The organism is Citrobacter sp. CK181, assembly GCF_030333595.1.
Lineage (GTDB): Bacteria > Pseudomonadota > Gammaproteobacteria > Enterobacterales > Enterobacteriaceae > Citrobacter_B > Citrobacter_B koseri.
Genome location: NZ_JAOWFN010000006.1, coordinates 283,557 through 307,026, shown reverse-complemented (window position 1 = coordinate 307,026; position 23,470 = coordinate 283,557). Strand labels below are relative to the sequence as shown.

Below are 23,470 nucleotides of genomic sequence, written 5' to 3'. Positions count from 1 at the left end.
TAAAAAAATGCTATGTGATTTAAATCACGCGTATTTACAGATTTTATGATTTACGCCAATGGCGAATATTGACGGAGCTATTTTCTTCATGAATTAAATCTTGCATAGTGCCCTCACATTATTTCTCCCCCTGAATCAGGAGGCGGATAGTTATATTCCATCAATCTTTATTGATGGACCAGGTATGCTTTACTTCACATTAATACGAACATGACCACTGTTAACTGGAGAAACAAAATGAATTATCCGGCAGAACCCTTCCGTATTAAAAGCGTTGAAACTGTATCTATGATCTCGCGTGATGAGCGCATCCAAAAAATGCAGGAAGCGGGCTACAATACCTTCCTGTTGAACTCGAAAGATATCTATATCGACCTGCTGACGGACAGTGGTACGAACGCCATGAGTGATAAGCAGTGGGCCGGGATGATGATTGGTGATGAGGCCTACGCAGGCAGTGAAAACTTTTATCATCTGGAAAGAACGGTTCAGGAGCTGTTTGGCTTTAAACATATTGTTCCTACGCACCAGGGGCGCGGGGCGGAAAACCTGCTATCGCAGCTGGCGATTAAACCGGGGCAATATGTTGCAGGGAATATGTATTTCACTACCACGCGTTATCATCAGGAAAAAAATGGCGCCACCTTTGTGGATATCGTCCGTGATGAGGCGCACGATGCCGGTCTGAATATCGCCTTTAAAGGCGATATCGATCTTAAAAAGCTGCAAAAACTGATTGACGAAAAGGGCGCTGAAAATATTGCCTATATCTGTCTGGCGGTGACGGTGAACCTTGCGGGCGGTCAGCCGGTCTCGATGGCGAATATGCGTGCCGTCAGGGAGTTGACGCAGGCGCATGGCATCAAAGTCTTCTACGATGCAACCCGCTGCGTAGAGAACGCCTATTTCATCAAAGAGCAGGAAAAAGGCTTTGAGAACAAGAGCATCAAAGAGATCGTCCATGAGATGTTCAGCTACGCCGATGGGTGTACCATGAGCGGGAAAAAAGACTGCCTGGTGAATATCGGCGGGTTCCTGTGCATGAACGATGATGAGATGTTCTCGGCGGCTAAAGAGCTGGTGGTGGTATATGAAGGGATGCCATCCTACGGCGGTCTGGCCGGGCGCGACATGGAAGCAATGGCCATTGGTCTGCGTGAATCCATGCAGTTTGAGTACATCGAGCACCGCGTGAAGCAGGTTCGTTATCTGGGCGATAAGCTGAAGGCGGCAGGTGTGCCGATTGTTGAACCGGTAGGCGGCCATGCGGTATTCCTTGATGCTCGTCGCTTCTGCGAACACCTGACCCAGGACCAGTTCCCGGCGCAGAGTCTGGCGGCAAGCATCTATATGGAAACGGGCGTGCGCAGCATGGAGCGTGGCATTATCTCCGCAGGGCGTAATAAAGAGACGGGCGATCACCACCGGCCAAAACTGGAAACGGTACGCCTGACTATTCCACGCCGCGTTTATACTTATGCGCATATGGATGTGGTGGCCGATGGCATTATTAAACTCTATAAGCATAAAGAGGATATTCGCGGGCTGAAGTTTATTTATGAGCCTAAGCAGTTGCGCTTCTTTACTGCACGTTTTGATTATATTTAATGGTATTGATAGCCCCATTTTTAAATGGGGCTTTTTGTTTTTTATTATCCGAAGATGTACAAATGACAGCCGTAATTATAATTAATAGTCAACAGGAACATTTATCATGGATATTAATGCCATTGAACGACAGAGTTCCCCCGGACTTATTAGCGGGACGATGCTTGTCATCGCAACAGTAGTCGGCGGGGGAATGTTCTCCCTGCCTATTGCGATGGCGGGAGTCTGGTTTCCCGGCGCCTCTGTTATTCTGATCGTTATTGCCATCATGATGTTATTAACCGGCCTGATGCTGGTGGAAGTGAACCTTCACTATGGTGCCGGAGCCAGTTTTAACACCTTTACTCAGGATCTATTAGGGCGAAAGTGGAATATCGTGGTTGGCATCGCCTTTGGTTTTGTACTCTATATTTTAACCTATGCGTATATCTCCGGGTCATCGGCGGTGATGGCGCAGACGGTGTTTAAATATAGCGGTTTTCGTTTCCCGGCAAACATCTCCGTTATTGTCGTCAGTATGCTGGTTGGCGTAATCGCCTGGTATAGCTCGCTGCTGGTCGGGCGGATCACCACCATTCTGATCGTCGGTAAGTTTGTGGCGTTCTTTGCCACGTTCTCCGGGCTAATCGGCCATATTGAGGTGGCGAAACTGGTCGATAGCGTCGCCATCGCACTGCCGAATACGCAATATCTGCCCTATATTCTGATGACGCTGCCGTTCTGCATTATCTCCTTTGGTTTTCACGGCAATGTGCCGAGTCTGGTGAAACTGTATGGCACCCACGGCGTATCCCATATTACGCGCTCCATCGTGATTGGCACCCTGTTTGCCGTGCTGCTCTATATCTTCTGGCTGGCGGTGACGATGGGCAATATCAGCCGCGCCGAGTTTTCGCCGATCATTGCCAAAGGCGGCAATATTGATGTGTTTGTGGAAGCCATCAGTGGGCTGTTTACCAGTCGCTATATGGATTTAATCCTGACCTTTTTCGGTAACTTTGCCGTTGCCAGTTCGCTGCTGGCCGCTACGCTGGGTCTGTTTGATTATATTGCCGATCTGTTCCACTTCCCGGATAACGGCATCGGCAGACTGAAAACCGCGCTGGTGACCTATTTCCCGCCCGCTGCCGTCTGTTTCTTTTTCCCGAATGGTTTTGTCCACGCGATTGGCTATGCGGGACTGGCGTTTACCATCTGGAGCGTGATCCTGCCGCCATTTCTGGTGAAAGCGTCCCGTAAGCGTTTTGCCACGGCGCGTTATACCGCCCCCTGTAACAATACGGTGCTGAATCTGGTGATTGTCGGCGGAGGGATTGTGTATCTGACGGTGGTGCTGGATGTGTTTGGTTTACTGCCGACGTTCCGTTAGCGGGAGGCGCTATGTTTCTGACATTACTCAGGTTACAGCATCCGCTGGTTTATCGTTACGCCTGGCTGAGGATGTGGGTGGTGGTGTTAAGAAAATGCGGACTGCGCAAGAATAAAACTCATAAAAGCAATCAGGCCTGTCGCTGACAGGCCTGCCTGGATTTACACCCGGAAGTAGCGTGGTGGAATCAACGTTGAGAATGCGTCGATCTTCTTCACCATCTTTTTCCAGAACAACATAACAACAATCCTCTGTTTAAAATGCAGGCGCTATTTTAGTCAGCGCAGGCATTGCGTAAAAGATCGCCGCATCGTTCTTATCGTGTGCGCGGTGTAAAGCTTTTTGTTCACTCTGCAAAATGTGGAGGAGTAACACGATCGGCAACCCTGCCGCCGGGTTGACAAGCGTTAAAATAGTATGGGCAATCCCAGCCCGCGTTTCACTTCCCGTAGCGTTGTCTGTGTGACCTCATGCGCCCGTTCACTGCCTTGTTGCAGTATCTGCATCAGCATGCCTTTATCCTGAATATAGGTTGCCCGCCGTTCGCGCATTGGGGCAATCAACTCCTGCAAACAGGTTTCCAGTTCGTTTTTACAGGTGCGATCGCCAAGCCCGCCCTGCTGATAATGCGCTTTCATCGCCGCGACTTTCGTTTTGTCCGGGTGAAAGGCATCCAGCCAGGTGAACACGACATTTCCTTCGATCTGACCCGGATCGCTGACGTTAAGGTGGTGAGGATCGGTGTACATGGCGCTAACCGCTTTGTGGATCGCATCTTCACTGGCGGAGAGTTGCAGGGTATTGCCGAGAGATTTTGACATTTTAGCGCCGCCATCAATGCTGGGCAGACGGCCGGTGTCGCTCAGAATCGCCTGACAGTGGCGTAGCAGCGGGGCAGGTAGCAGGCTGTTCATCTTGTGTACAATTTCGTTAGTCTGCTCGATCATCGGCAACTGATCGTCTCCTACGGGCACATATTCCGCTTTAAACGCGGTGATATCCGCCGCCTGGCTGATGGGGTAGACCATAAATCCGACCGGTAACGAGCGGGTAAAGCCTTTCTGCGCAATTTCATTTTTCACCGTCGGATTACGCTCTACGCGGGCGACAGTGACGACATTCATATACAGCATGGTCAGTTCCGCCAGTGCAGGTAAGGCGGATTGCAGGCAGAGCGTGGTGAGTGCAGGGTCGATTCCGGCAGCCAGATAATCCGCCAGCACTTCCGGGATGTTGTCGCGGATCTTTTGCGGGTTCGTACCGTTATCGGTCAGCCCTTGCAGGTCAGCAATCAGCACAAATTGTTGATGGGTATGCTGCAAGGCAACGCGCTGGCGCAGTGAGCCAACGTAGTGCCCGAGGTGCAGGGTGCCCGTAGGGCGATCGCCGGTCAGAATGGTGGGTTTTGTGTTCATCAAAGACTCCTTTACGTGAAAAAACCGAAAGACGTCTCTGGAACGCAATAGCCGCCTTTCGGCGGCTATTAATACGGGGATAAAACAGAACCGTGCCGCCTTTAGTCAGGCAGCCACCAGCGGTTATGGCGTTGGGGAATCGCAGTCTGTTTATTCATAAAAATGACCGTATCACGGTTAAGCGCAGGGGTAAACCTGCTATGTCAGGGTTGTTAATGGGCAACCTGTTCACTCTGCTTGCCATCAGCGCTCTTCAGCATTCTCTTTTTTGCGTAAACTGCCGCTGCTTAACAAGTTGAATCATGCTGATGACGGCGCCGAAAAATAAGGCCGCAGCGCCGCAAAGCGTTGCGCTGGCGATCGCCTCCGTGCCGCTGCCTAGCAGGCTGGTTAACAGTGGGCCGACGATCTGACCGATGCCGTAGGTAAGCGTGACAAGACCCAACAGATTGATATTCCCCGGCACGCTCAGCTGCCGCGCCAGCGGCATCACCAGCGAGGTTGTCCCCATGAACGTCGCGCCAAAACCAATGCTGCTGATAATAAGAAGCGGCAGTGCGTCGCTGGCGAGCGTGAGTATGACGCAGACTCCCTGAATCAGCAGATTCGCCGTCAGGCATTGTAATACGCCCCAGCGCTTTGCCGCCCACAGCCAGCCAAAACAACCGGGAACGATCGCCAGTCCCACCAGTGACCAGAGATGGGCGGTGAGTAGCGGCGAGCCCGCGTTTTTCGCCATCAGCGGCAGATAGGTGGCGACGATGATGTAGCCAAATCCGGCGAAGCCATATAGCAGCGCCAGTTGCCACCAGCGCATCAGCGGATGATGCGTCGGCGCCGGAGGAGCGGGCGGCAACGCGTGGGCGCGGGCAGGGATGAGGAGCGCCAGGAGCAGCAGTAACACGGCGGAGATAACGGCAGCGCCTGACCACAGCATATGGGAAGAAAGCGCATAGCGTAAACCGGCGATAACATACTCGTTGCCCAGCAAGATACCGGCGCCAACGCCGGAGAAAAGCGACGCAATCACAAACGGGTGACGGGTATGTTGCAGGACGATCATCGAGCCAAAAATCATCATTCCGGCGCTGGCGACCCCGGCCAGAAAACGGATCAGCATCACGATGGCAGGTTGCGTAAATATCGCCATCGCAAGGATTAATCCTCCGGTTGCTACCGCCGACGTCAACAGCATTGGTCGTAAGCGAGAGGGGAGGTGAAAGGCGCCGAAGGAGAACAACAGGCTGCCCGCCAGATACCCCGCGTAGTTGGCGCTGGCAATCCAGGAAAGCGCCGCGAAGGTAAACTGACCTTCAGACAGCAGGACCGGTAGCATCGGGGTATACAGAAAACGTCCGATCCCCATTCCCAGTGTTAGTACCATTAAGCCGAAGAGTGCCGTACTGATGGCATGACGGTTTGAATCGGCATTGCCCTGAACCATACTTGCTCTCACTTAGCGCGTTAATTTGTGTTTGTTATATTACATGTGTAAATGATAATAAAAAGTAAAAAATAGAGGGCGTGTGAGAGCCCGGCAAGGCATACGCGTTGGGAAATTCAGCAGGCGTCGATCGTTTTTACGCAGTGCCAGCCATCATCCACACAGCGATAGATGGATTCGGTATGACCGGGGATAATCCACCGCGTTTCTTCGCCGGGGGGGCAGCTCAGGTAAATACATAACCCGCAGCCGCCGCGTAGCTGGCGCGGAATATCCGCCACCCGAAAGGTCATTCCCGCAGCCTGAAGCGCTTTGCGGGTCTGAATGACGCCCACCGTCGAATGAAATAAAAACAGATATTCCATCATCCGCGTTTTCTCTGGCGTTGACCAATCAGCGCCGCACCAATGGCCCCGGCAAACTGCGCGTCGGGATGGGTGTAAACCGGCATCGCAACGTGTCTTTCCAGCATACGCGCGAATGCCGCACAGTGGCTGACGCCGCCGGTAAACAGCAACGGCCCCCCGGCAGACAGTCGGCCGATAAAATTGGCGCTACGTCTGGCCATCGCGTTGATCACGCCGGAAAGAATGGCTTCTGGCGCAACGCCCGCAGAGCGCAGGCTGATCACTTCAGACTCGGCAAAAACCGTGCACATGCTGGTGATGGCATGAGGCTCAACGCCGTCGGTGATCGTATCCAGTTGATCCACGCTGGCGCCGAGGGTGCGCGAAATCACCTCCAGAAAACGCCCGGTTCCGGCGGCACATTTATCATTCATCAGAAAGTCGGTGAGATTACCGTCGTTATCCAGCTGAATAACCTTGCTGTCCTGGCCGCCAATGTCGATGACCGTGCGGGTTTCAGGAGCCAGGAAGCGCGCCCCCAGCCCGTGGCAGGAGATTTCCGTCACCTGTTTATCGGCAAAATCAACCAACTGGCGTCCGTAGCCGGTTAGCGTCAGAAACGGGCGCGTGTCCAGCCCTGCGCTTAGCGCTTCCCACGCCTCGTGGATAGCATCGGCGGGGCGAAACGGCGTGGGGCAGAGGAAACGGCGTGTGATAACGCCCTCCGCCAGCAAAACGCCTTTTGTCGCCGTGGAGCCGGAATCAATGCCAATCGAATACGTCACGGGCGCTCCTTACAGCATTTCGATAAAGGCCGCGACGCGGGTGCTGAGTTGCCCGATATCCGAAGTGGAGTAGTCCGTTTCGATGGCGATATAAGGGATGTTGTGCTGCTGGCGTACGTGGCGCTTAATCGCCATAGACTCAACGGCATAGGTATGACAGGCCTGCAAAATCACATCCACGACGCCGTCCGCCTGATACTCCTCTACCATCTGGCTGAGCAACGTCAGCCGCTGGTCGTTGGGCGAAATGCAGGAACAGCCAATTGCGAGGTATTTGTCGGTCAGCGCGTCATAGACATCGCCCGTCTCTTCAACGCACTGTTCGGTGGCTTTTGCCCCCGTGCAGTTTTCAAATCCGACGACCCAACCGCCGTTTTCTTCAATGGCGCGTACCACTTTTTCTGCCGCGCCGCCAATCGGGCAGCCGGTGATCAGAATACGTGGGCGGGCGTCCAGCCGCTTGCCGTCCTGCCACTCCTGGCGCACGCGGTCAGCCATGCCGTTGAGCTCGTCGATAAGCGCTTCTTTATCAAAACGAAACGTCGCGCCGTACACCACTTTCAGGATATCGCTGCCGCTAAGAGCAGGAGGATTAAGCTGGCCGACGCGGTAGAAATTGGCCAGCGCGCGGCGTTCGCGGTTTTTCAATACGATCGCGTCGCGCAGGGCGGTTTCGCTGATGGGGCGGCCAAAACGCGTTTCCACAGCCTGTTGCAGACGCAGGATCTCTGCTTTCCATAACGCACGGGAGGCAGCGTCATTGGCGCTGTTGGGCAGTTGCATGACGTGTACGGCCTTAAATTCGGCCATGTATTCGTACATTTTCTTTTTGCCGTCGCAGGTGGTTTCGCCCACCACCAGATCGGAAAAATAAAAGTAGGGGCATTTGTCCGTTTTGCCGAAGCCGTAGCTGCTTTTGATCAGCGGACACAGGTTGCGCGGCAGATCCTTTTCGGCTTCTTCGATGGTTTCGTCCGACGTTGAACACAGGGAAACGACAACCGCGCCCGCCGCCATCGGGATCTCCTGCGGCATGAACGTGCAGTAGGTGCCGACCAGCGGGGTTCCCTGTTCTTTAAGATCCATAACGGTGAGAAAGCCTTTCTGACGGGCGTCGGAGAACTGGTTAAAAATGGCGGGTAGATCGGTAATAAGCGACATGGTTTTCCTTCCCCGTAACACGGGAGACAATGAAAAGACCACGCATTATAACCATGTAAAAACCAGGTGTTTATTGATCTGCTTAAAAGTTGGGTAACGTCAGCAGGGACGGTATTTGCGACAGCAGATACAACACCAGCCCGATGGAGCCGCCGACCAGCGTGCCGTTGACGCGGATAAACTGCAAATCTTTGCCGATGTTCAGCTCTATCTGGCGTGACATATCGCGGGCATCCCAGCTTTTTACCGTGTCGCTGATGTGGCGCGTCAGAAACGCGGCGAATTCCGGCGCGACCCGGTGCGCAGCCTGTTCCAGATGGCCGTTGAGCGAAGCGCGAAGGGCATCATCCGCCACCAGCGTTTCGCCGAACCATTGCCCGGCATGGGCGATCCGCTGCTTCACGCGGGAACCCTCTGCGTTAATATCTGCCTTCAGCCACTGGCGTAAATCAGCCCAGAGTTCACCAAGATAATGGTTAAACGCCTCATCTTCTTTCAGGTACGCTTTGATGCTTTCCGCCCGGGAGGCCATCTCTGGATCGTTTTTGAGTTTGTCGATCAGCTTAAAAGTGGCGCGATCGAAGGCATGGCGGATCTGGTGCGCCTGGTCGTGGCTGATATCATCCAGCAACGAATTCACCGCATCGGAAACCAGTTCTGCGCTGTGTTCCCCCAGCCATTCGGTCGGTAAAATTTTCGCTTTTAGCGGATGTTCCGTCTCCAGCCAGCGCACGATTTGCTGTGCGATAAACGCGCGTGAGCTGTCGCGCTGAAGCAGGGCGATCAACTGCGCGATCAGGGTGTCCAGCAGTACCTGATGACGATCGTTTTTGGTCATGCTCTCCAGCATTAACGCGCTGGTGCCAGAGAAGTCCACTTTATCGATCGCTTTGTGTACCGCCCGCTTGAGCAGGCGCTGAATACGGGCGTCGTCCGTCAGTTCGAGAAAACCGCTCATGATTTGCAGCAAATGCATCCCAACCCGCCGGGCGTTATCCGGCTGACTGAACCAGTTGCCGATCAGCAAGGCTGGTTCATGACGGCGAATGAGCGCGACCAGCGACTGGGTATCAAGAAATTTCTCCTGCACGAACTGGCCAAGATTTTCGCCGATTCGATCCTTATTACGCGGGATAATGGCGGTATGCTGCGCGATAAACGGAATCGGCACCCGACGAAACAGCGCCACGACGGCGAACCAGTCCGCCAGTGCGCCCACCATTGCCGCTTCCGCAATGGCTTTAATGCCGAGTACCCAAAAATTTGGCGGCAGGAAAAGCGTCGTGATGAACGTGGCGGCGGCAATCAGCAGCAGCGAGAGCGCCAGTTGTTTGGCGCGTTTGAGTTCAGCAATTTTATTCATAGCGTTAAGGATAGAGCCAGACGGGGGGATCGTGCAAAAGATCATCCCGGGATCCAGTTATCCCATGCAGGCAATGTTCCCAGTTCCGCCACCAGAAAATCGATAAACGAACGCACCTTCGGGTTGCTGTATTTACTCGGGAAATAGAGCGCATAAAGGGCGTGCGTTTCGCAGGTGATGGTGCCGTCGAGCATCAGCGGCGTGATCTCCTCCTTCTGGATGTGATCGCCAATCAGGTAGGTCGGCAGATAAGCCACGCCCTGGTCTTCCAGCACCGATTTTAGCAATACCAGACTGCTGTTGGCCTGGATCGGCATATGCAGCTTTAACTGGTGCAGGCGCTCCTGCTCGTCCGCCACTTTAAGCACCGGGGTGAGTCCGGGATAGACCAGGCAATCATGGTTCACCAGCTCGACGCGACGCTGCGGCATCCCTTTTTTCGCCAGATAGCCGGGGGAGGCGCACCACGCCCAGCGGATCGGCACCAGCTTGCGCATGGCATAGTTTTGCGGCGGCGCGGTGGAGATGCGCAGAGCGATGTCGAAATCCGTTTCGTTCAGATTCACAAAATTATCGTTGAGGTCGATGTAGAGATTCACGTCTGGATATTGAGTACGGTATTTATCCACCAGATTAACTAATCGGGAATATCCAAAGGCAATTGAACAGGTTATGCGTAATTCACCTTGCGGGCTGTGATAATAACCGGAAGTGGTATTTAAGGTTTCATCAAACTCGTTGAGTAATTTAGTCGCACGGTTAAATAAATATTGCCCGGCATCGGTCAGGGTAATACTGCGGGTGGTACGTTTAATTAACGTTGTACCCAGCGTATCTTCCATTGCTGCCAGACTTTTACTTACCGCTGAAGGTGACACGTTAAGCTGGGCAGCGGCTTCAGATAATCCACCGCAATCCACAATCTTGATAAAAAACTCTAAATGCTTCAGGGAAATGGATGTGTTCATTGTTTCCTTTTATTCACAAGTGATTTGCAAAAACGGTACGAATAGGCCGTTACATTCGCGTTTGAAACATGTAACTATTGAATCACAGGAAATAACTTGCTGACAAAATGAAAAAATAACAACTTAAGTGAGTTATGTCACAAATTAAACAGGAGGCAAAAGAAAGAACGCGAAAAATTGTGAATTTAATCTCATTTAATATAATTTAAATTAAAAGGTGCCTGTTATGTGGTCACGACTCGAACCCTACAGATCTTCACTTATTTTATTACTCGCTCTGGTTGTCGGCGGCTTATTAGGTATTTATGCTCCGACGTTTGCAAGTCAACTCCAGCCGATAGGTCAGATTTTCCTGAACCTGTTATTTATGATTATCGTTCCGCTGGTGGGGATCAGCGTAATGTCTTCTATCGCCAGCATGACCGACCTGAAACGTCTGGGACGCATTATGGCGATTATCTTTATCGTCTCTATCGCGATGGCTTTTATTCCGGCCGCCGGAATTGTGGCGCTCGCGCTCTGGTATAACCCGGCGCAGGGGGTGACTATCGATCTTTCGCAATCCGTGCAGGCGGGCAGCGGCAAGATGGATTTTGTTAGTATGATCACCACCAGCGACTTTATCGGACTGTTTTCTAAATCGAATATTCTGGCGCTGATCGTGATGGCGATTATCGCCGGGATCGCCATTGGGCAGTCAGAACAGGCGGGCAAACGCATCGCCTCACTGCTGGAAGACGCCAACACGGTGATCATGAAGATTGTGGCGATCATCATGAAGGTGGCTCCCATCGGCCTCGGCTGTTACTTCGCTGCGACGATGGCTAGTCAGGACTCCGGCCTGTTGCTGACCTTTGCCCGGGCTATCGGCCTGTTCATGGTTGCCACGCTGGTTTACTACATCTTCGGTTCTGTTCTTTACTCTTACATTGGCGGCGGGCTACCTGCGGTGAAGGCCTTCTGGCGTAACGCCATTGAACCTTCGGTGACCGCGCTGGGGACGTGTTCCTCGCTCGGCACGCTGCCGGTGACTCTGCGTGCGGGTAAGGCGATGGGCATTAACCCGGAAATCGTTGATGTCTCCATCCCGCTGCTGGTTAACCTCAATAAGGGCGGCGTGGCGATGATTGCCGCATTGAAGATTGTTTTTATCTATTCCGTTTTAGGCATGGAGTTCACCACCGAAACGTTCTTCCTGACGATGCTGATTGCCGTACTCTCGGCGATTATCGTCGGCGGCGTCCCTGGCGGTGCATTCCTCGGTGAGATCTTTATTGTCACCACACTGGGGTTGCCGATGGAGGCCATTCCAATGCTGGTGGTGCTGGGCACGATTACGGATGCGCCTGCAACGCTTATCAACGTAATTCATGATTTGAACGCGGCGCAGATTGTGGAGCGCTTCGCCGGAAAGAAACCGGTGAACGCTGATATCAACACCACGGACGCAGTAGTCCCGGCTTTCCGCATGGATTAAGGATGTAACAGGAGACGTTATGAAAGATTCAGTTAAGCTCGACACGCAGTTAATTATCGCCGGACGCGACAAACGTTATACCCAGGGAGCGGTGAACCCGGTGATCCAGCGCGCTTCTTCACTGGTGTTTGATACCGTGAAGGACAAAAAATTTGCGACGGCCAATCGTGCGAACGGCGAGCTGTTCTATGGTCGCCGTGGTACTTATACCCACTTCGCGTTTCAGAAGGCGATGAGTGAGCTGGAAGGCGGCGTTGGCTGTGCGCTCTATCCTTGCGGCGCAGCGGCGGTGACGAATGCGATTCTCGCCTTTGTGCAGGGCGGCGATCATCTCCTGATGACCGGTGCGGCCTATGAACCCACGCAGGACTTTTGCAATAAGATTCTGAGCAAGTTTGATGTATCAACGACGTATTACGATCCGCTGATTGGCGCGGGCATTGTCGATTTGATCCGCCCGGAGACCAAAGTGGTGTTCCTCGAATCACCCAGTTCCATCACTATGGAAGTTCAGGATGTACCGGGCATGGTGAAGGCGATCCGTGCGGTGAACCCGGAGATTGTCATTATGATCGACAATACCTGGGCGGCCGGCGTGCTGTTTAAGGCGCTCGACTACGGCGTGGACATTTCAATTCAGGCGGGTACTAAATACACCATCGGCCATTCCGACGGTATGCTGGGAACAGCAGTGTCTAACGCCCGCTGCTGGGATCGTCTGCGGGAGAACTCTTATCTGATGGGGCAGACGCTGGATGCTGATAGCGCTTATAACGGCAGCCGCGGTTTACGCACGCTGTCAGTTCGCCTGAAGCAGCACCAGGAGAGCAGTATTCAGATTGCCCGCTGGCTCTCGGCTCGCCCGGAAGTGGCGCGAGTGAACCACCCGGCGCTGCCGGAGTGCCCTGGACATGAGTACTTTCGGCGTGACTTTTCCGGTAGCTCTGGCCTGTTTTCATTCGTGCTGAAAAAGCGGCTGACCGATGAGCAGATGGCAAATTTCCTCGATAACTTCTCGCTGTTCCATATGGCCTACTCATGGGGCGGATTTGAGTCGTTGATTCTGGCGAACCAACCGGAAGAACTGAACAGTATCCGTCCTGCTGGCGATGTTGATTTCAGCGGCACGCTGGTCAGGGTGCATATCGGGCTGGAAGATGTGGGCGATCTTATCGCAGACCTGGACGCCGGGTTTGCGCGTATCGCTTAAAAAAGCAGGCCCCGTATAGCGGGGCCTGCTGTCGGCGCAGATAAGCGTAACGCCATCAGGCATGAGTTTATTTCTCAGTTGCCAGTTCAGTCACCTCATACTGACGCACGCGCTGTAACAGCCCTTTCAATGTGAACACCGCCGTAATTCCTGCCACCACCGCCAACAGATGAAACGGAATCTTGCCGCCGTTAAACCACAACCCGCGTCCGACTTCGATAGCGACGGCCATGACTGTCAGGATGACGATATTCAGCGACGCTGAGACGGTACCTTTAGGCAGAGTGTTGGAAAACAGCGTAAAGCGGAACAACGTCGAGAAAATCATCCCGATCCCGAAAGCGTACAGACTGGTGCCCAGCACTGACCACAGCCAGACATGAGGCCACAACAGATTTCCTGCGATCAGGATGGCCAGACCGACAAGCTGTATCGGCGGCGCGCGCCAGATAAAACGCGGATCGCCGGGATCTTTCACCACCCGAGCGACCATCATATTGGCGATGATTACCGCGCCAAACACCGGCACCTGCGCCCAGGCGAACTGCGCGGTGGTCATGCCGCCCGCATCGATTAAGATTACTGGCGAGACCGCCACCCAACTCATTAGCGGGATGTAGCTCAGCGAAAGCGTTGCGGCGCCGAAGAGGAAAATCCGGTTGTGAAAGACGTGGCGAAAATCGCGGAGGACGGCGGGAATGCTAAACGGCGCCGTGCCGCGTTGTACCGTCTCTGGCATCGCCAGCGCCAGGCCGCACAGGGCGATCAGCCCCATCAGCGCAATAATGCCGAACAGGGCTTTCCAGTGAACAAAGTGCATTAGCGCAGCGCCTGAGAGCGGGCCGATAACCGGCGCAACCAGAACTATTGAGGTGATGATCGCCATCAGTTTTATGGCTTTGGTCTGGCCGAAGGCTTCCTGCACGGTGACGTAACCGACCGTGGCGATAAAACAGATGCTGGTGCCCTGAATGAAACGCGCGACCAGAAACTGCGTCATTGACGTTGTAAGGAGCGTGGCGGCGCAGGCAACGGTGAAAATAAGCGCGCCCGTAATCAGCACTGGTCGGCGGCCAATCCGGTCGGAAAGCGGGCCGAGCAACCACTGCAATGCCATCCCTCCGGCCAGATAGAGACTGACGGATGCCGGAGCCAGGCTGACATCGGCATTGAAATCATGCACGACATGGATGATGCCCGGCTGAATCAAATCCGTCGACAGGTAGGCGGCAAAGTCGTACAGAATCAGCGCCATCGGGAAAAATAGCGTTGTCGCGCGCCGGGAGAAGAATTGACGTATCCGTTGCATATAAATCGCACTCCATGTCGGAGAAAACCCTGAACGGGTACAGTGAAACATTTCTGCGTGGCGTATTCAGAAAAAATGTACGCCTTGCAGAAAGGTGAATTTATCGTTGATAGCGCCTCGCAGCAACGCATAATACCGAATGTCGTTGGCATCCTGACAAGGTAAGGTGACGCCGGATAGTGAGATCATGCAACATCGGCGTATTGCCTTGCTGGAGTTGATACAAAAACATATCCGCCAGCGTGACCTGATGGGGCTGGTGGAGCAACTGGCCTCACTTTTGGTGATGGGATACACTACCGACAGCCAGCTTAAAGTGCTGTTTAATTATATGATGCAGTGCGGCGATGCATCTCGTTTTAGCCAGTTTATTCACGAGGTGGCCGAACGTTCCCCCCAACACAAGGAGAGTCTGATGACGATAGCTGAACGATTACATGAAGCGGGTCGCCAGGAGGGTATGCAGCAAGGCTTACAGCAAGGCCAACGGGCTGAGGCGCAGCGTATCGCGCGTACAATGCTGGAAGACGGCATCGATCGCGATACGGTTTTACGTATCACCGGACTTGCTGTTGAAGAGGTTATCGCGCTGAACCACTAAACACATATCCACCAGCGCATCACTGGCCCGGTAAACGCCGTTCTGCCGGGCGGGCTTATTCCATCGCCACTTTCACCGCCTCTCCAAGTTTTTGCATCACTTCACGATGTTTCTCGTTCGGCGGTAACGCACAGTTGATGCGCACGCAGTTGCGATACTTCCCGGAGGCGGAAAACAGTGACCCCGGCGCGACCTGGATTTTCAGGCGGCATAGCTGTCTGGCGACGCAGACCATATCGATATGCTCCGGCAGCTCGACCCATAGCATAAAGCCGCCTTTTGGTCGGGTGACGCAGATCCCGCAGGGAAAATATTCGCGTACCCAGCAGGTATAGATCTCCATGTTGCGCTGGTAGATTTGGCGCATTCGCCGGACATGACGGTGATAGTGGCCCTCGCGGACGAAGGTGGCCGCCGCCAGCTGCGTGGCGGGAACGTTGGTGCCGATGACGGCGTATTTCATATGCAGCAGCCGATCGTGGTAACGACCCGGAGCGACCCAGCCCACGCGCAGGCCCGGCGCGATGGATTTGGTAAACGAACTGCACAATAGCACCCGACCATCGATATCCCAGGAGTGGATGGTGCGGGGGCGCGGGTAATCCGTCGCCAGCTCGCCATACACGTCATCTTCAAAAATCACAATATCGTGGCGCTGTGCGAGGCTGAGCACTGCCCGTTTGCGTGCGTCCGGCATAATAAACCCGAGGGGATTATTGCAGTTTGGTACGAGGATAACCCCTTTAATCGGCCACTGATCCAGCGCCAGTTCCAGTGCTTCAATACTGATACCGGTATCTGGGTCGGTCGGGATTTCAATGACTTTTATTCCTAAGCCGCGCAGGAGCTGCATGGTGCCGTAATAGGCGGGGGATTCGACGGCGACAATATCACCCGCCTGGCAGACGGTCAGCAGCGCCAGCGACAAACCGCTCTGGCTACCGTTGGTGATAACGATATCATCAGCGCTGACGACTGAACCGCTGTCAAGCATCAGGCGGGCGATCTGTTCCCGCAGTTCGCGGTATCCGGCCAGTTCATCGTAGCCCAGCACCGCCCCCAGGTTATGTTGCGCCACGCGGCTTAGCTCGCGCCAGAGCGGTTTCAGGCTGGGTTGGTGGATATCGGGGACGCCGCTGCTGAAAGGAATGATTGATTTGTCGTTGTGCCCTTCCAGCATGTCCAGCACCTGATCCCACTGGGTGATCTCTACCGGTCGTTGTACCGGGCGTGACATCAGCGGCACCGGCGGTTGCGCCTTGCGCGGGGCGACAAAGTAGCCGGAACGCGGCTGTGGAGTGATGAGCTGCAACGTCTCCAGCGTCTGATATGCCTGCTGTACGGTACTGATGCTCACCCCATGCTCCTGACTCAGGCTACGTACCGAGGGCAATTTTTCCCCGTGGCGATACAGCCCTTGCTCAATACGCTCGGCCAGCAGATTAGCCAGATGTTGGTAACGCGTCATGCTGTATCCCTCACTCTTGCCATACAGATGGAAAAACCAGTACAGAACGGTGGTCGAAATCGCGTTCAGATACCGTTTTAGCCAATCTGTATGGCAAAGAAAAGTATTTTTTGAATCTGTATTGTGGTGGTGAAGATCCGGGAAGATAAAGCCTCTGACCAGGTGGGGAGGTGGAGTATGGAATTTCACGAGAATCGCGCAAAACAGCCGTTTATTGGTTTTGTTCAGGTCTGGCAGGCAATAAAAAGATGGCGACTGCGGGCGCAGACGCAGCGCGTATTGCAACGCATGAACGATGAACAGTTAAAGGATGTGGGGCTGCGACGGGATCAGATTGAGTGATCCACCGTAACATCACAGAGGCTGGGCTGTATTCAGCCCGGCCTTTTTTACATTCACGTAATTTATCAATTGATGCTTCCTTATCAGCTGTTTCTTGATACTTATCCTGATAAGTATTATTTTCCCATCTGCTAAGAGGGGAAAGAGAGATGACTGAAGATGAGCTGTTTGCCCGCCGTCCGATGGGGATGCGCATGGCAATGGTGGTACGCCAGTGGCGTGCAATTATTGATGCTGCCATCACCGATACCGGCCTGACGCAGTCAAGCTGGACGGTGCTGATGCAACTGCATCAGTTGGGTGATAACGTCTCGGTCAGCGAACTGGCGGAGGTGCAGGGCATTGAGCTGCCACCGCTGATGCGTACCCTCACGCAACTGGAAAAACAGGGCTATCTGGTGCGTTCAACATCGCCATATGACAAACGCATCCGCCTGCTGACGCTGACAGCGCAAGGCCGTTCAAGGCTGGAAGAACTGAACCGGGTGATTGAGACCTATCAGCAACGCGTCACCCGTACTATCCCGGAAGCGGAACTTGCCGCCTTCAGCGCCACATTAAATCAAATCGCCTGCAATCTGCGGTTAATCCGCGAAGAAGATAATTAACTCTAAAAAACTATGATGACCCCAGAACAAAAATTTGCCCGTTGGGTAAGGGTGAGTATTGCCGCTTTCCTTGCAATATTCGCCTGGTTTATTGTTGCCGATATCTGGATCCCGCTGACGCCGGATTCCACCGTGATGCGCGTGGTGACGCCGGTCTCCTCGCGCGTCTCCGGCTATGTCTCTCACGTCTACGTACGCAACAATAGCCAGGTGAAAAAGGGCGACCTGTTGTATGAACTGGACCCAACGCCGTTTATCAATAAAGTTGAGGCCGCACAGATTGCCTTTGAGCAGGCGAAACTGAGCAACCAACAGCTGGATGCGCAGATCGCCTCTGCGCGCGCCAACCTGCGCACCGCGCAATACACCACCCGCAACGATAAGCTCACGCTTGACCGCTATCAGCGGCTGAGCGCGATGCAGAATGTTTCGCAGTCGGATCTGGATAAAGTGCGCACCACCTGGCAGACCAGCGAGCAGTCGGTGGCGGCGCTGAATGCCAGTATCCAGAACCTGCTGATCCAGCGTGGTGAACGTGACGACAGTCGCAATGTGACGCTGCAAAAATACCGCAATGCGCTGGAGGAGGCGCAACTGAACCTGGGCTGGACGAAGGTGCGGGCGGAAACCGACGGGACGGTGAGCAATCTCCAGCTCAACCCTGGGCTTTACGCCACCGCTGCCACGCCTTTGATGGCGCTGGTCAGTAACCAGACCGATATTGTGGCCGATTTTCGTGAGAAAAGTCTGCGTCACACCCGCGTAAATACCGATGCCGCAGTGGTGTTTGACGCCATGCCGGGCAAAGTGTTTCCTGCGCATGTGACCAGCAGCGATGCCGGGATTCTGGCCGGGCAGGAAGCGGTTAACGGACAGCTGTCGCAGCCGGAACAGTCGACGCGCTGGGTGCGCGATGCCCAGCGTATGCGCATTCACGTTGCGTTGGATACCCCGCTGGAGAAACCCCTGCCGACCGGCGCCCGCGCTACGGTGCAGTTGTATAACAGCGAGGGGATGTTTGCCCGCACCTTTGCAGGGGCGCAGATCCACCTGGTAAGCTGGCTTCACTATGTCTATTAACACCCTGGCCCACGTCTTTACGCCGCACGGGAATATTGTCTACACCGCCAATGATTTTCGCCAGACCGTGCGTATTTCCGTTGCCGGGACGATAGCGCTGAGTATCTCGACCTTCTACAACGTGCAGTACGGCGTGTTTTTTGTGGTTTATCCGCTGATGCTGTTGTCGCTGGTGCCGGTGTTTAACCGCCATGTTGCTCGTCAGTTTGTATTCAGCGCGGCGGTGAACTGCGTTGAAATGGTGTTGATTGTCGGCTATCTCTCACAGTGGCCGGTAATTATGACGCTGGTGGTGTTTGGCCTGTACGTGATGCGCTTTCGTTTTATGAGCAAGGGGCCGCTGTTTTTGCTCGGTTCGATGGGCGTGGTGTGCCAGAGCACGATGCTCAACTTTATGAGTTACCCTGGCACCAACTGGCACACGCTGATGTTCTCCAATATGGAGGCCTGCGTGATGGCGGTAGCCCTGAGCGCGCTGCTGCACTATCTGATCCCGGATGTCGAACCGCGTCAGCCGCCGCCGCGTATTGAGAAGGATGATGCCCGTATTCGCCATGAATCGCTGCTTTCCGGCACCGTGGCGACGATGATCTTTGTGATTTTCCAGATCTGCGATTTGAGCGACTCGCTGTCGGCGCTGATGGCGGGAATTTTGATTTTGTTTCCGATGCATTATCGTGGCGCGGTGCTCAGCTCTATCTGGCGCGTCGTCGGCGTGGTGCTGGCCTGCCTGTATATCCTGCTGGTGCAACTGCTCATTTATGACTTCAGCAACCATATGCTGCTGATGATGCCGCTGATCGGCCTCGGGCTAGGCTTCAGCGCTCGTCTGCATGTGATGGAAAAGGTTGGTGCGGGCGTTGGTTTTGCCAGTATCACCACCATCGGCATTATGTTCGGCCAGAACCTGCACCCGGACAGCGATCTGGTGTTCAGCGATCTGTACCGCATCACCTCAGTCACCGTCGCGCTAGTAGCGACGCTGACGATGGTGTTTCTGGTGCACCGCATCCTCAACTGCTTTGCAGCGACACGGTTTGTGATTACTGAGTGAGTGGGGGAAGGGGTAGTGAGTGCCGGATGGCGGCTGCGCCTTATCCGGCCTACGTAGTTGATTTCCAGGCCCGGTAAGCGCAGCGCCACCGGGCATCCGGGCGGCTATTTCTGCCTGGCAGGCTTCGCCGAAATTACGTCGATAAACTCCTGCACCTGCTGTTGCTTACGCGCGGACAGCTTGCACACCCGACGCAGCGACTGTAATAACGCCGGTTCTTCCGGCTCCGGTAGCTTTGCCGTTAATACAATGCAACTGGGCATCACTCTGACATCGAATTTGCAGCCGGTGGCGAAACCGGCGGTTTCCAGCCACTGGCCTTTCATAATAATTGCCGGAACATGCGTGTAATCCGGATAACGACTCGCATAAGTGACGGTGCCCAGACGATTATTTGCCGGGGAGACTTCTGGATCGGTGAATTCTGCAATAGAATGCGGGGTAGTCATGATGGCTATTCTCTGTAAATAGTGATTGTGATTAGCGAGGCGCTCGTGTTGCAGCACGGGCGCCTTGCGAAAAGTACCTGTACATATCATCAGGGAATAGAAGGAAAGTCCAGCTGAAAATGAATGAAAATAATGGCGTGGATGCGGGGATAGATTATTTTTGGTGATGGGAATAAAGCGGCTATTTAGCCGCTTTATTGGTTTCTGGGGAAGGGTTAATTTATGGCGGCCTCGGTGAGGGCGTCGGCCAGGTGGAGCTGGGTTTGTTGGGCGGATTGAATGTGTGATCTTAATTGTTCACAAACTCCATTCAGTTCATTGATCTTTTCAATTATCTGATTCTGCTCTTCAAGTGGAGGGTAAGGAATGGGATATCCTTTTACAGTTGAAACATTAATTCTTGGAGCAGCTCCGCCAGTAGTCATTTTTTGAGCCAAAGACGTAATTAAAGGGCTGTTTAATACAATCTCAAGATACTCAGAAGAAATATTCTCCTTAGGTCTAATCAACATCATCCTTTGCCCTAAACAAATCTTAATTTTTTCGGGAACTCGGCATGCGACCCCTAATATTCCACCTTCCCTGCTATAAAGTATGTCACCATACGATGGTTCTAAACGTTGGGTTCGTTCAATATAAGTTTGTTCGCTGACGTATCTTGAATTATTTAAATCTAGATATCCTGGTTTAAATTGGTTTGTTCTTACACAAATAAAACCTTGTTCTGTCCATTTAGGTGTCGAATGTGGACAATCTATGATAGCTGCTGATATCTGATCCAAGGTACAAAGATTCCAATGTGCTGGAATATATTGCATTAGGTCACTGAAGATAGAGTTGTTTTGTGCGGTTGTATTTTTGTTCTTTGTAGAGGGAGATATTTTCGGAGTTGTTATTTTGCCCATCACTGCCAGTTGCAGAATGGTCTGTTTTAAGGCGTCAATGCTGGCTTCGGTGGTAAAAAACGTGTCGAAATGCTCGCTGATACGCGCCCAGTTTTCGGCCAGTTCATCGGCGTTCTGGCTGTCGGTGAGTGTGGTTAGCAGGGTTTCAACCAGCTGTTGATGAGCGTCCAGACTGGTCAGGGAGTGCTGTTCCAGTTGGTCACAGAGGGACATCAACTCCTTAACTTTAACAACAATTTTATTTTGTTCATTAAATGGAGGGAATCCCGTGATGTAATTCACCAATTGTTCTTGCTTGATTCCTTCTACTGTTGTGCCTGTACCTTTTATTTTTACAGTGGAATAGGTATTAAAGAAAAAATCAGGAATAATATTACTTGTGAGCTTTACCGATTTTAAATCTTGGTTAAATGCTATTGGGCAAGAAGCAATAGCAATCTTTCCTAATCCCATACGAGTGCAAATTAATACATCTCCAGAATCAGCTAATTTACTACCAGATAACAAACCTGCCTCTGTAATATAGTCTTGGGTTTTCGAAATATATTGCGAAGAGCCTAGGTCTTTTACGCTGGCCCAAGGTATATCCCCTCCCCAAAATGCAGGGTTGATTTTGCTTGGAGTTCCTCCACTCTGGATTGAGTTAAATAAGGTTCCCAGCCGCACCCATTCCCACCCCACCGGTAGCTCAAACGGTTTCTCCTCCTCGCTAATCTCCGGCAGCGGCTTGGGTTTCTTAATTTTCCCCAGCTTCACCAGCTCGGCTTTTTCCGTCGCAATACGCTCCAGCAGCACCGACGCTGGCTCATCGTTCGGATCCTGCGGCACCAGCTTGCCGCGCACCGCCAGCTCCAGAATCAGCTCGCGCAGCTTCTTGATGCCGTACAGGTCAATCTTACCCGAACTGCCGCGCCCGGCCGTGGAGCGGGTTTGCAGCGCCGTGGTCCAGGTATCGATATGGTCGACAATCAGTTTTTCCACCGCCATCAGTTGGCCTCCTTGCCGGAGAGCGCCGCGCCGAGGATATCGCGCAGCTGGTGGCGTAGGGTCTGAATCGCTTCCTGCTGCTTGGCGTACTGCGCCAGCAGTTCATCCGGATCGTGACTGACGGTTTCCGCCTGGTGGGGGTTCTTGATATCGAGGTTAAAGTTGCGGGCAATCACCTCATCGATGCTGACCTTCCACGCCTGCTCGTTTTCGACGCGGCTGGCGAAGCCGTCGGCCTCGTTGCCCCACCAGTCGATCTCGGCCTGGAATTCTTCAAACTTCATCGGCTTGGTTTTGCTGTAGTTCTTCACGCCCGCCGGGTACGGATGCTCGTAGAACCAGATGTCTTTGGTCGGCTGGCCTTTGGTAAAGAACAGCAGGTTGGTTTTGATCCCGGTGTACGGGTTAAACACGCCGTTCGGCAGGCGTACGATGGTGTGCAGGTTGCACTCCTCGGTGAGCAGCTTTTTGATCTTGGTTTTCACGCCTTCGCCAAACAGCGTACCGTCCGGCAGCACCACCGCTGCGCGGCCGTTTTTCGCCAGCACTTCAACGATCAATTGCAGGAACAGATCCGCCGTTTCGCGGGTCTGCATCTCTGCCGGGAAGTTCTTCTCAATGCCGTCTTCTTCGGTGCCGCCGAACGGCGGGTTGGTGACAATCACATCCAGCTGTTCATCCCACGACGACAGTGGCTTGTTGAGGGTGTTGTCGTGACGAATTTTCACTGGCACTTCGATGCCGTGCAGCAGCATATTGGTGGTCGCCAGCAGGTGCGGGAGCTGCTTTTTCTCCACGCCGTGGATCTGCTGTTGCAGCGTCTGGTGATCGGCTACGCTCTTCACGTAGTTGTTTTTTACGTGATCGAACGCGCAGGCGAGGAAGCCGCCGGTGCCGCAGGCCGGGTCCATAATTGACTCGCCGAGCTTCGGATCAACGCGATCGACCATAAAGCGGGTGACGGCGCGCGGGGTATAAAACTCACCGGCATTGCCCGCCGATTGCAGATCTTTGAGGATCTGTTCGTAAATGTCGCCGAACAGGTGACGTTCGCTGGCGCTGGTGAAGTCGATTTCGTTGAGTTTGTTGATCACCTGACGCAGCAGGGTGCCGTTTTTCATGTAGTTATAGGCATCGCTGAACGCCTGTCTGACCACAAAGCCGCGCGGATTTTTATCGATGGGGGCGGTGAGGTTTTTCAGTGTCGGGAACAGGTCGTCGTTGACGAATTCCAGCAGGGAATCGCCGGTAATGCCCTCGGCGTTCGCCGCCCAGGTGCGCCACAGGTAGCGCTGTGGGATCGGGTACTGATAGTTATCCTGCTCCAGTTCCAGCGCCTCTTCCTGGGCGTCAAAGATTTTCAGAAACAGCAGCCAGGAGAGCTGGCCGAGGCGCTGCGCATCGCCGTCCACGCCGGCGTCTTTGCGCATAATGTCCTGTAATGATTTGATAACCGAGCTGATTGACATGATGTGTTCCATGTTTCATTAACAATAAGGCCTTCTGCTACGCGGTGGCAG

The 23,470-nt window shown here is 53.5% G+C and carries 20 protein-coding genes and 1 pseudogene; 9 read left to right on the top strand and 12 right to left on the bottom strand.

Going from position 1 to position 23,470, the window contains the following annotated elements; all coding sequences use genetic code 11:
- Positions 1-237: 237 nt before the first annotated feature.
- Both OGW17_RS01945 and OGW17_RS01940 read left to right on the top strand, forming a co-directional pair.
- Positions 238-1,608 (top strand): tyrosine phenol-lyase, encoded by a 1,371-nt coding sequence (locus tag OGW17_RS01945; protein ID WP_049010418.1) that lies wholly within the window; start codon positions 238-240, stop codon positions 1,606-1,608.
- A 106-nt stretch (positions 1,609-1,714) separates the two neighbouring features.
- Positions 1,715-2,977, top strand: a complete 1,263-nt coding sequence (locus tag OGW17_RS01940; protein WP_012134247.1) for an aromatic amino acid transporter — start codon at positions 1,715-1,717, stop codon at positions 2,975-2,977.
- Positions 2,978-3,384: 407 nt separating this feature from the next.
- Here the strand turns inward: OGW17_RS01940 and trpS are convergent, their stop codons facing one another.
- The 7 genes from trpS to OGW17_RS01905 form a co-directional block, all read right to left on the bottom strand.
- Positions 3,385-4,392: a tryptophan--tRNA ligase gene (gene trpS, locus OGW17_RS01935; protein WP_071257430.1), complete on the bottom strand. Its 1,008-nt coding sequence runs from the start codon at positions 4,390-4,392 to the stop codon at positions 3,385-3,387.
- A gap of 253 nt (positions 4,393-4,645) precedes the next feature.
- On the bottom strand, positions 4,646-5,836 hold the full coding sequence (locus tag OGW17_RS01930) for an MFS transporter (RefSeq protein ID WP_071257433.1): 1,191 nt from the start codon (positions 5,834-5,836) through the stop codon (positions 4,646-4,648).
- 116 nt (positions 5,837-5,952) lie between these two features.
- On the bottom strand, positions 5,953-6,204 hold the full coding sequence (locus tag OGW17_RS01925; RefSeq protein ID WP_071257436.1) for a putative Se/S carrier protein: 252 nt from the start codon (positions 6,202-6,204) through the stop codon (positions 5,953-5,955).
- Entirely contained in the window at positions 6,201-6,968 is a 768-nt protein-coding gene (gene yjiL, locus OGW17_RS01920) for a putative 2-hydroxyacyl-CoA dehydratase activator YjiL (RefSeq protein ID WP_049010406.1), read from the bottom strand. The genes OGW17_RS01925 and yjiL overlap by 4 nt, the downstream gene beginning before the upstream one ends.
- Positions 6,969-6,977: 9 nt before the next feature.
- Positions 6,978-8,129, bottom strand: coding sequence for a double-cubane-cluster-containing anaerobic reductase (locus OGW17_RS01915; protein ID WP_071257439.1), 1,152 nt, complete (start codon positions 8,127-8,129; stop codon positions 6,978-6,980).
- Positions 8,130-8,211: 82 nt separating this feature from the next.
- On the bottom strand, positions 8,212-9,492 hold the full coding sequence (locus tag OGW17_RS01910; protein ID WP_024130745.1) for a DUF445 domain-containing protein: 1,281 nt from the start codon (positions 9,490-9,492) through the stop codon (positions 8,212-8,214).
- A 41-nt stretch (positions 9,493-9,533) separates the two neighbouring features.
- Positions 9,534-10,460, bottom strand: coding sequence for a LysR family transcriptional regulator (locus tag OGW17_RS01905; protein ID WP_012134237.1), 927 nt, complete (start codon positions 10,458-10,460; stop codon positions 9,534-9,536).
- A gap of 226 nt (positions 10,461-10,686) precedes the next feature.
- Here OGW17_RS01905 and OGW17_RS01900 point away from each other — a divergent pair, with 226 nt between their 5' ends.
- Together OGW17_RS01900 and metC are read left to right on the top strand one after the other, a co-directional pair.
- Positions 10,687-11,937, top strand: a complete 1,251-nt coding sequence (locus OGW17_RS01900; RefSeq protein WP_047459152.1) for a dicarboxylate/amino acid:cation symporter — start codon at positions 10,687-10,689, stop codon at positions 11,935-11,937.
- A gap of 19 nt (positions 11,938-11,956) precedes the next feature.
- Complete coding sequence (gene metC / locus OGW17_RS01895; protein WP_071257442.1) at positions 11,957-13,147, top strand: cystathionine beta-lyase; 1,191 nt, start codon at positions 11,957-11,959, stop codon at positions 13,145-13,147.
- A 67-nt stretch (positions 13,148-13,214) separates the two neighbouring features.
- Here metC and mdtM read toward each other — a convergent pair whose 3' ends face one another.
- On the bottom strand, positions 13,215-14,456 hold the full coding sequence (gene mdtM / locus OGW17_RS01890) for a multidrug efflux MFS transporter MdtM (protein ID WP_071257445.1): 1,242 nt from the start codon (positions 14,454-14,456) through the stop codon (positions 13,215-13,217).
- 166 nt (positions 14,457-14,622) lie between these two features.
- Here mdtM and OGW17_RS01885 point away from each other — a divergent pair.
- Positions 14,623-15,057, top strand: a pseudogene (locus OGW17_RS01885) (Rpn family recombination-promoting nuclease/putative transposase); the annotation flags it as partial.
- 55 nt (positions 15,058-15,112) lie between these two features.
- On the opposite strand, the gene OGW17_RS01880 reads toward OGW17_RS01885, so the two are convergent.
- Positions 15,113-16,525 (bottom strand): aminotransferase-like domain-containing protein, encoded by a 1,413-nt coding sequence (locus tag OGW17_RS01880; protein WP_071257448.1) that lies wholly within the window; start codon positions 16,523-16,525, stop codon positions 15,113-15,115.
- A gap of 177 nt (positions 16,526-16,702) precedes the next feature.
- Here OGW17_RS01880 and OGW17_RS01875 point away from each other — a divergent pair, with 177 nt between their 5' ends.
- The 4 genes from OGW17_RS01875 (at position 16,703) to OGW17_RS01860 (ending at position 19,609) form a co-directional block, all read left to right on the top strand.
- Positions 16,703-16,867 (top strand): DUF1127 domain-containing protein, encoded by a 165-nt coding sequence (locus OGW17_RS01875; protein WP_065422769.1) that lies wholly within the window; start codon positions 16,703-16,705, stop codon positions 16,865-16,867.
- A gap of 149 nt (positions 16,868-17,016) precedes the next feature.
- Entirely contained in the window at positions 17,017-17,475 is a 459-nt protein-coding gene (locus OGW17_RS01870; RefSeq protein WP_012134229.1) for a MarR family winged helix-turn-helix transcriptional regulator, read from the top strand.
- A gap of 12 nt (positions 17,476-17,487) precedes the next feature.
- Positions 17,488-18,555 carry an HlyD family secretion protein gene (locus OGW17_RS01865; RefSeq protein WP_071257450.1) on the top strand — a complete coding sequence of 356 codons (1,068 nt, stop codon included), beginning with the start codon at positions 17,488-17,490 and terminating at the stop codon, positions 18,553-18,555.
- Entirely contained in the window at positions 18,545-19,609 is a 1,065-nt protein-coding gene (locus tag OGW17_RS01860; protein WP_071257453.1) for a DUF2955 domain-containing protein, read from the top strand. Before OGW17_RS01865 ends, OGW17_RS01860 begins: the two co-directional genes overlap by 11 nt.
- A 104-nt stretch (positions 19,610-19,713) precedes the next feature.
- Here the strand turns inward: OGW17_RS01860 and symE are convergent, their stop codons facing one another.
- The 3 genes from symE to OGW17_RS01845 all read right to left on the bottom strand — a co-directional run bounded on the left by symE (position 19,714) and on the right by OGW17_RS01845 (position 23,419).
- Entirely contained in the window at positions 19,714-20,058 is a 345-nt protein-coding gene (gene symE / locus OGW17_RS01855; RefSeq protein ID WP_071257458.1) for an endoribonuclease SymE, read from the bottom strand.
- Between the two features lie 215 nt (positions 20,059-20,273).
- Positions 20,274-21,950 (bottom strand): restriction endonuclease subunit S, encoded by a 1,677-nt coding sequence (locus OGW17_RS01850; protein ID WP_071257461.1) that lies wholly within the window; start codon positions 21,948-21,950, stop codon positions 20,274-20,276.
- Entirely contained in the window at positions 21,950-23,419 is a 1,470-nt protein-coding gene (locus OGW17_RS01845; protein WP_071257463.1) for an N-6 DNA methylase, read from the bottom strand. The genes OGW17_RS01850 and OGW17_RS01845 overlap by 1 nt, the downstream gene beginning before the upstream one ends.
- Positions 23,420-23,470 lie beyond the last annotated feature (51 nt).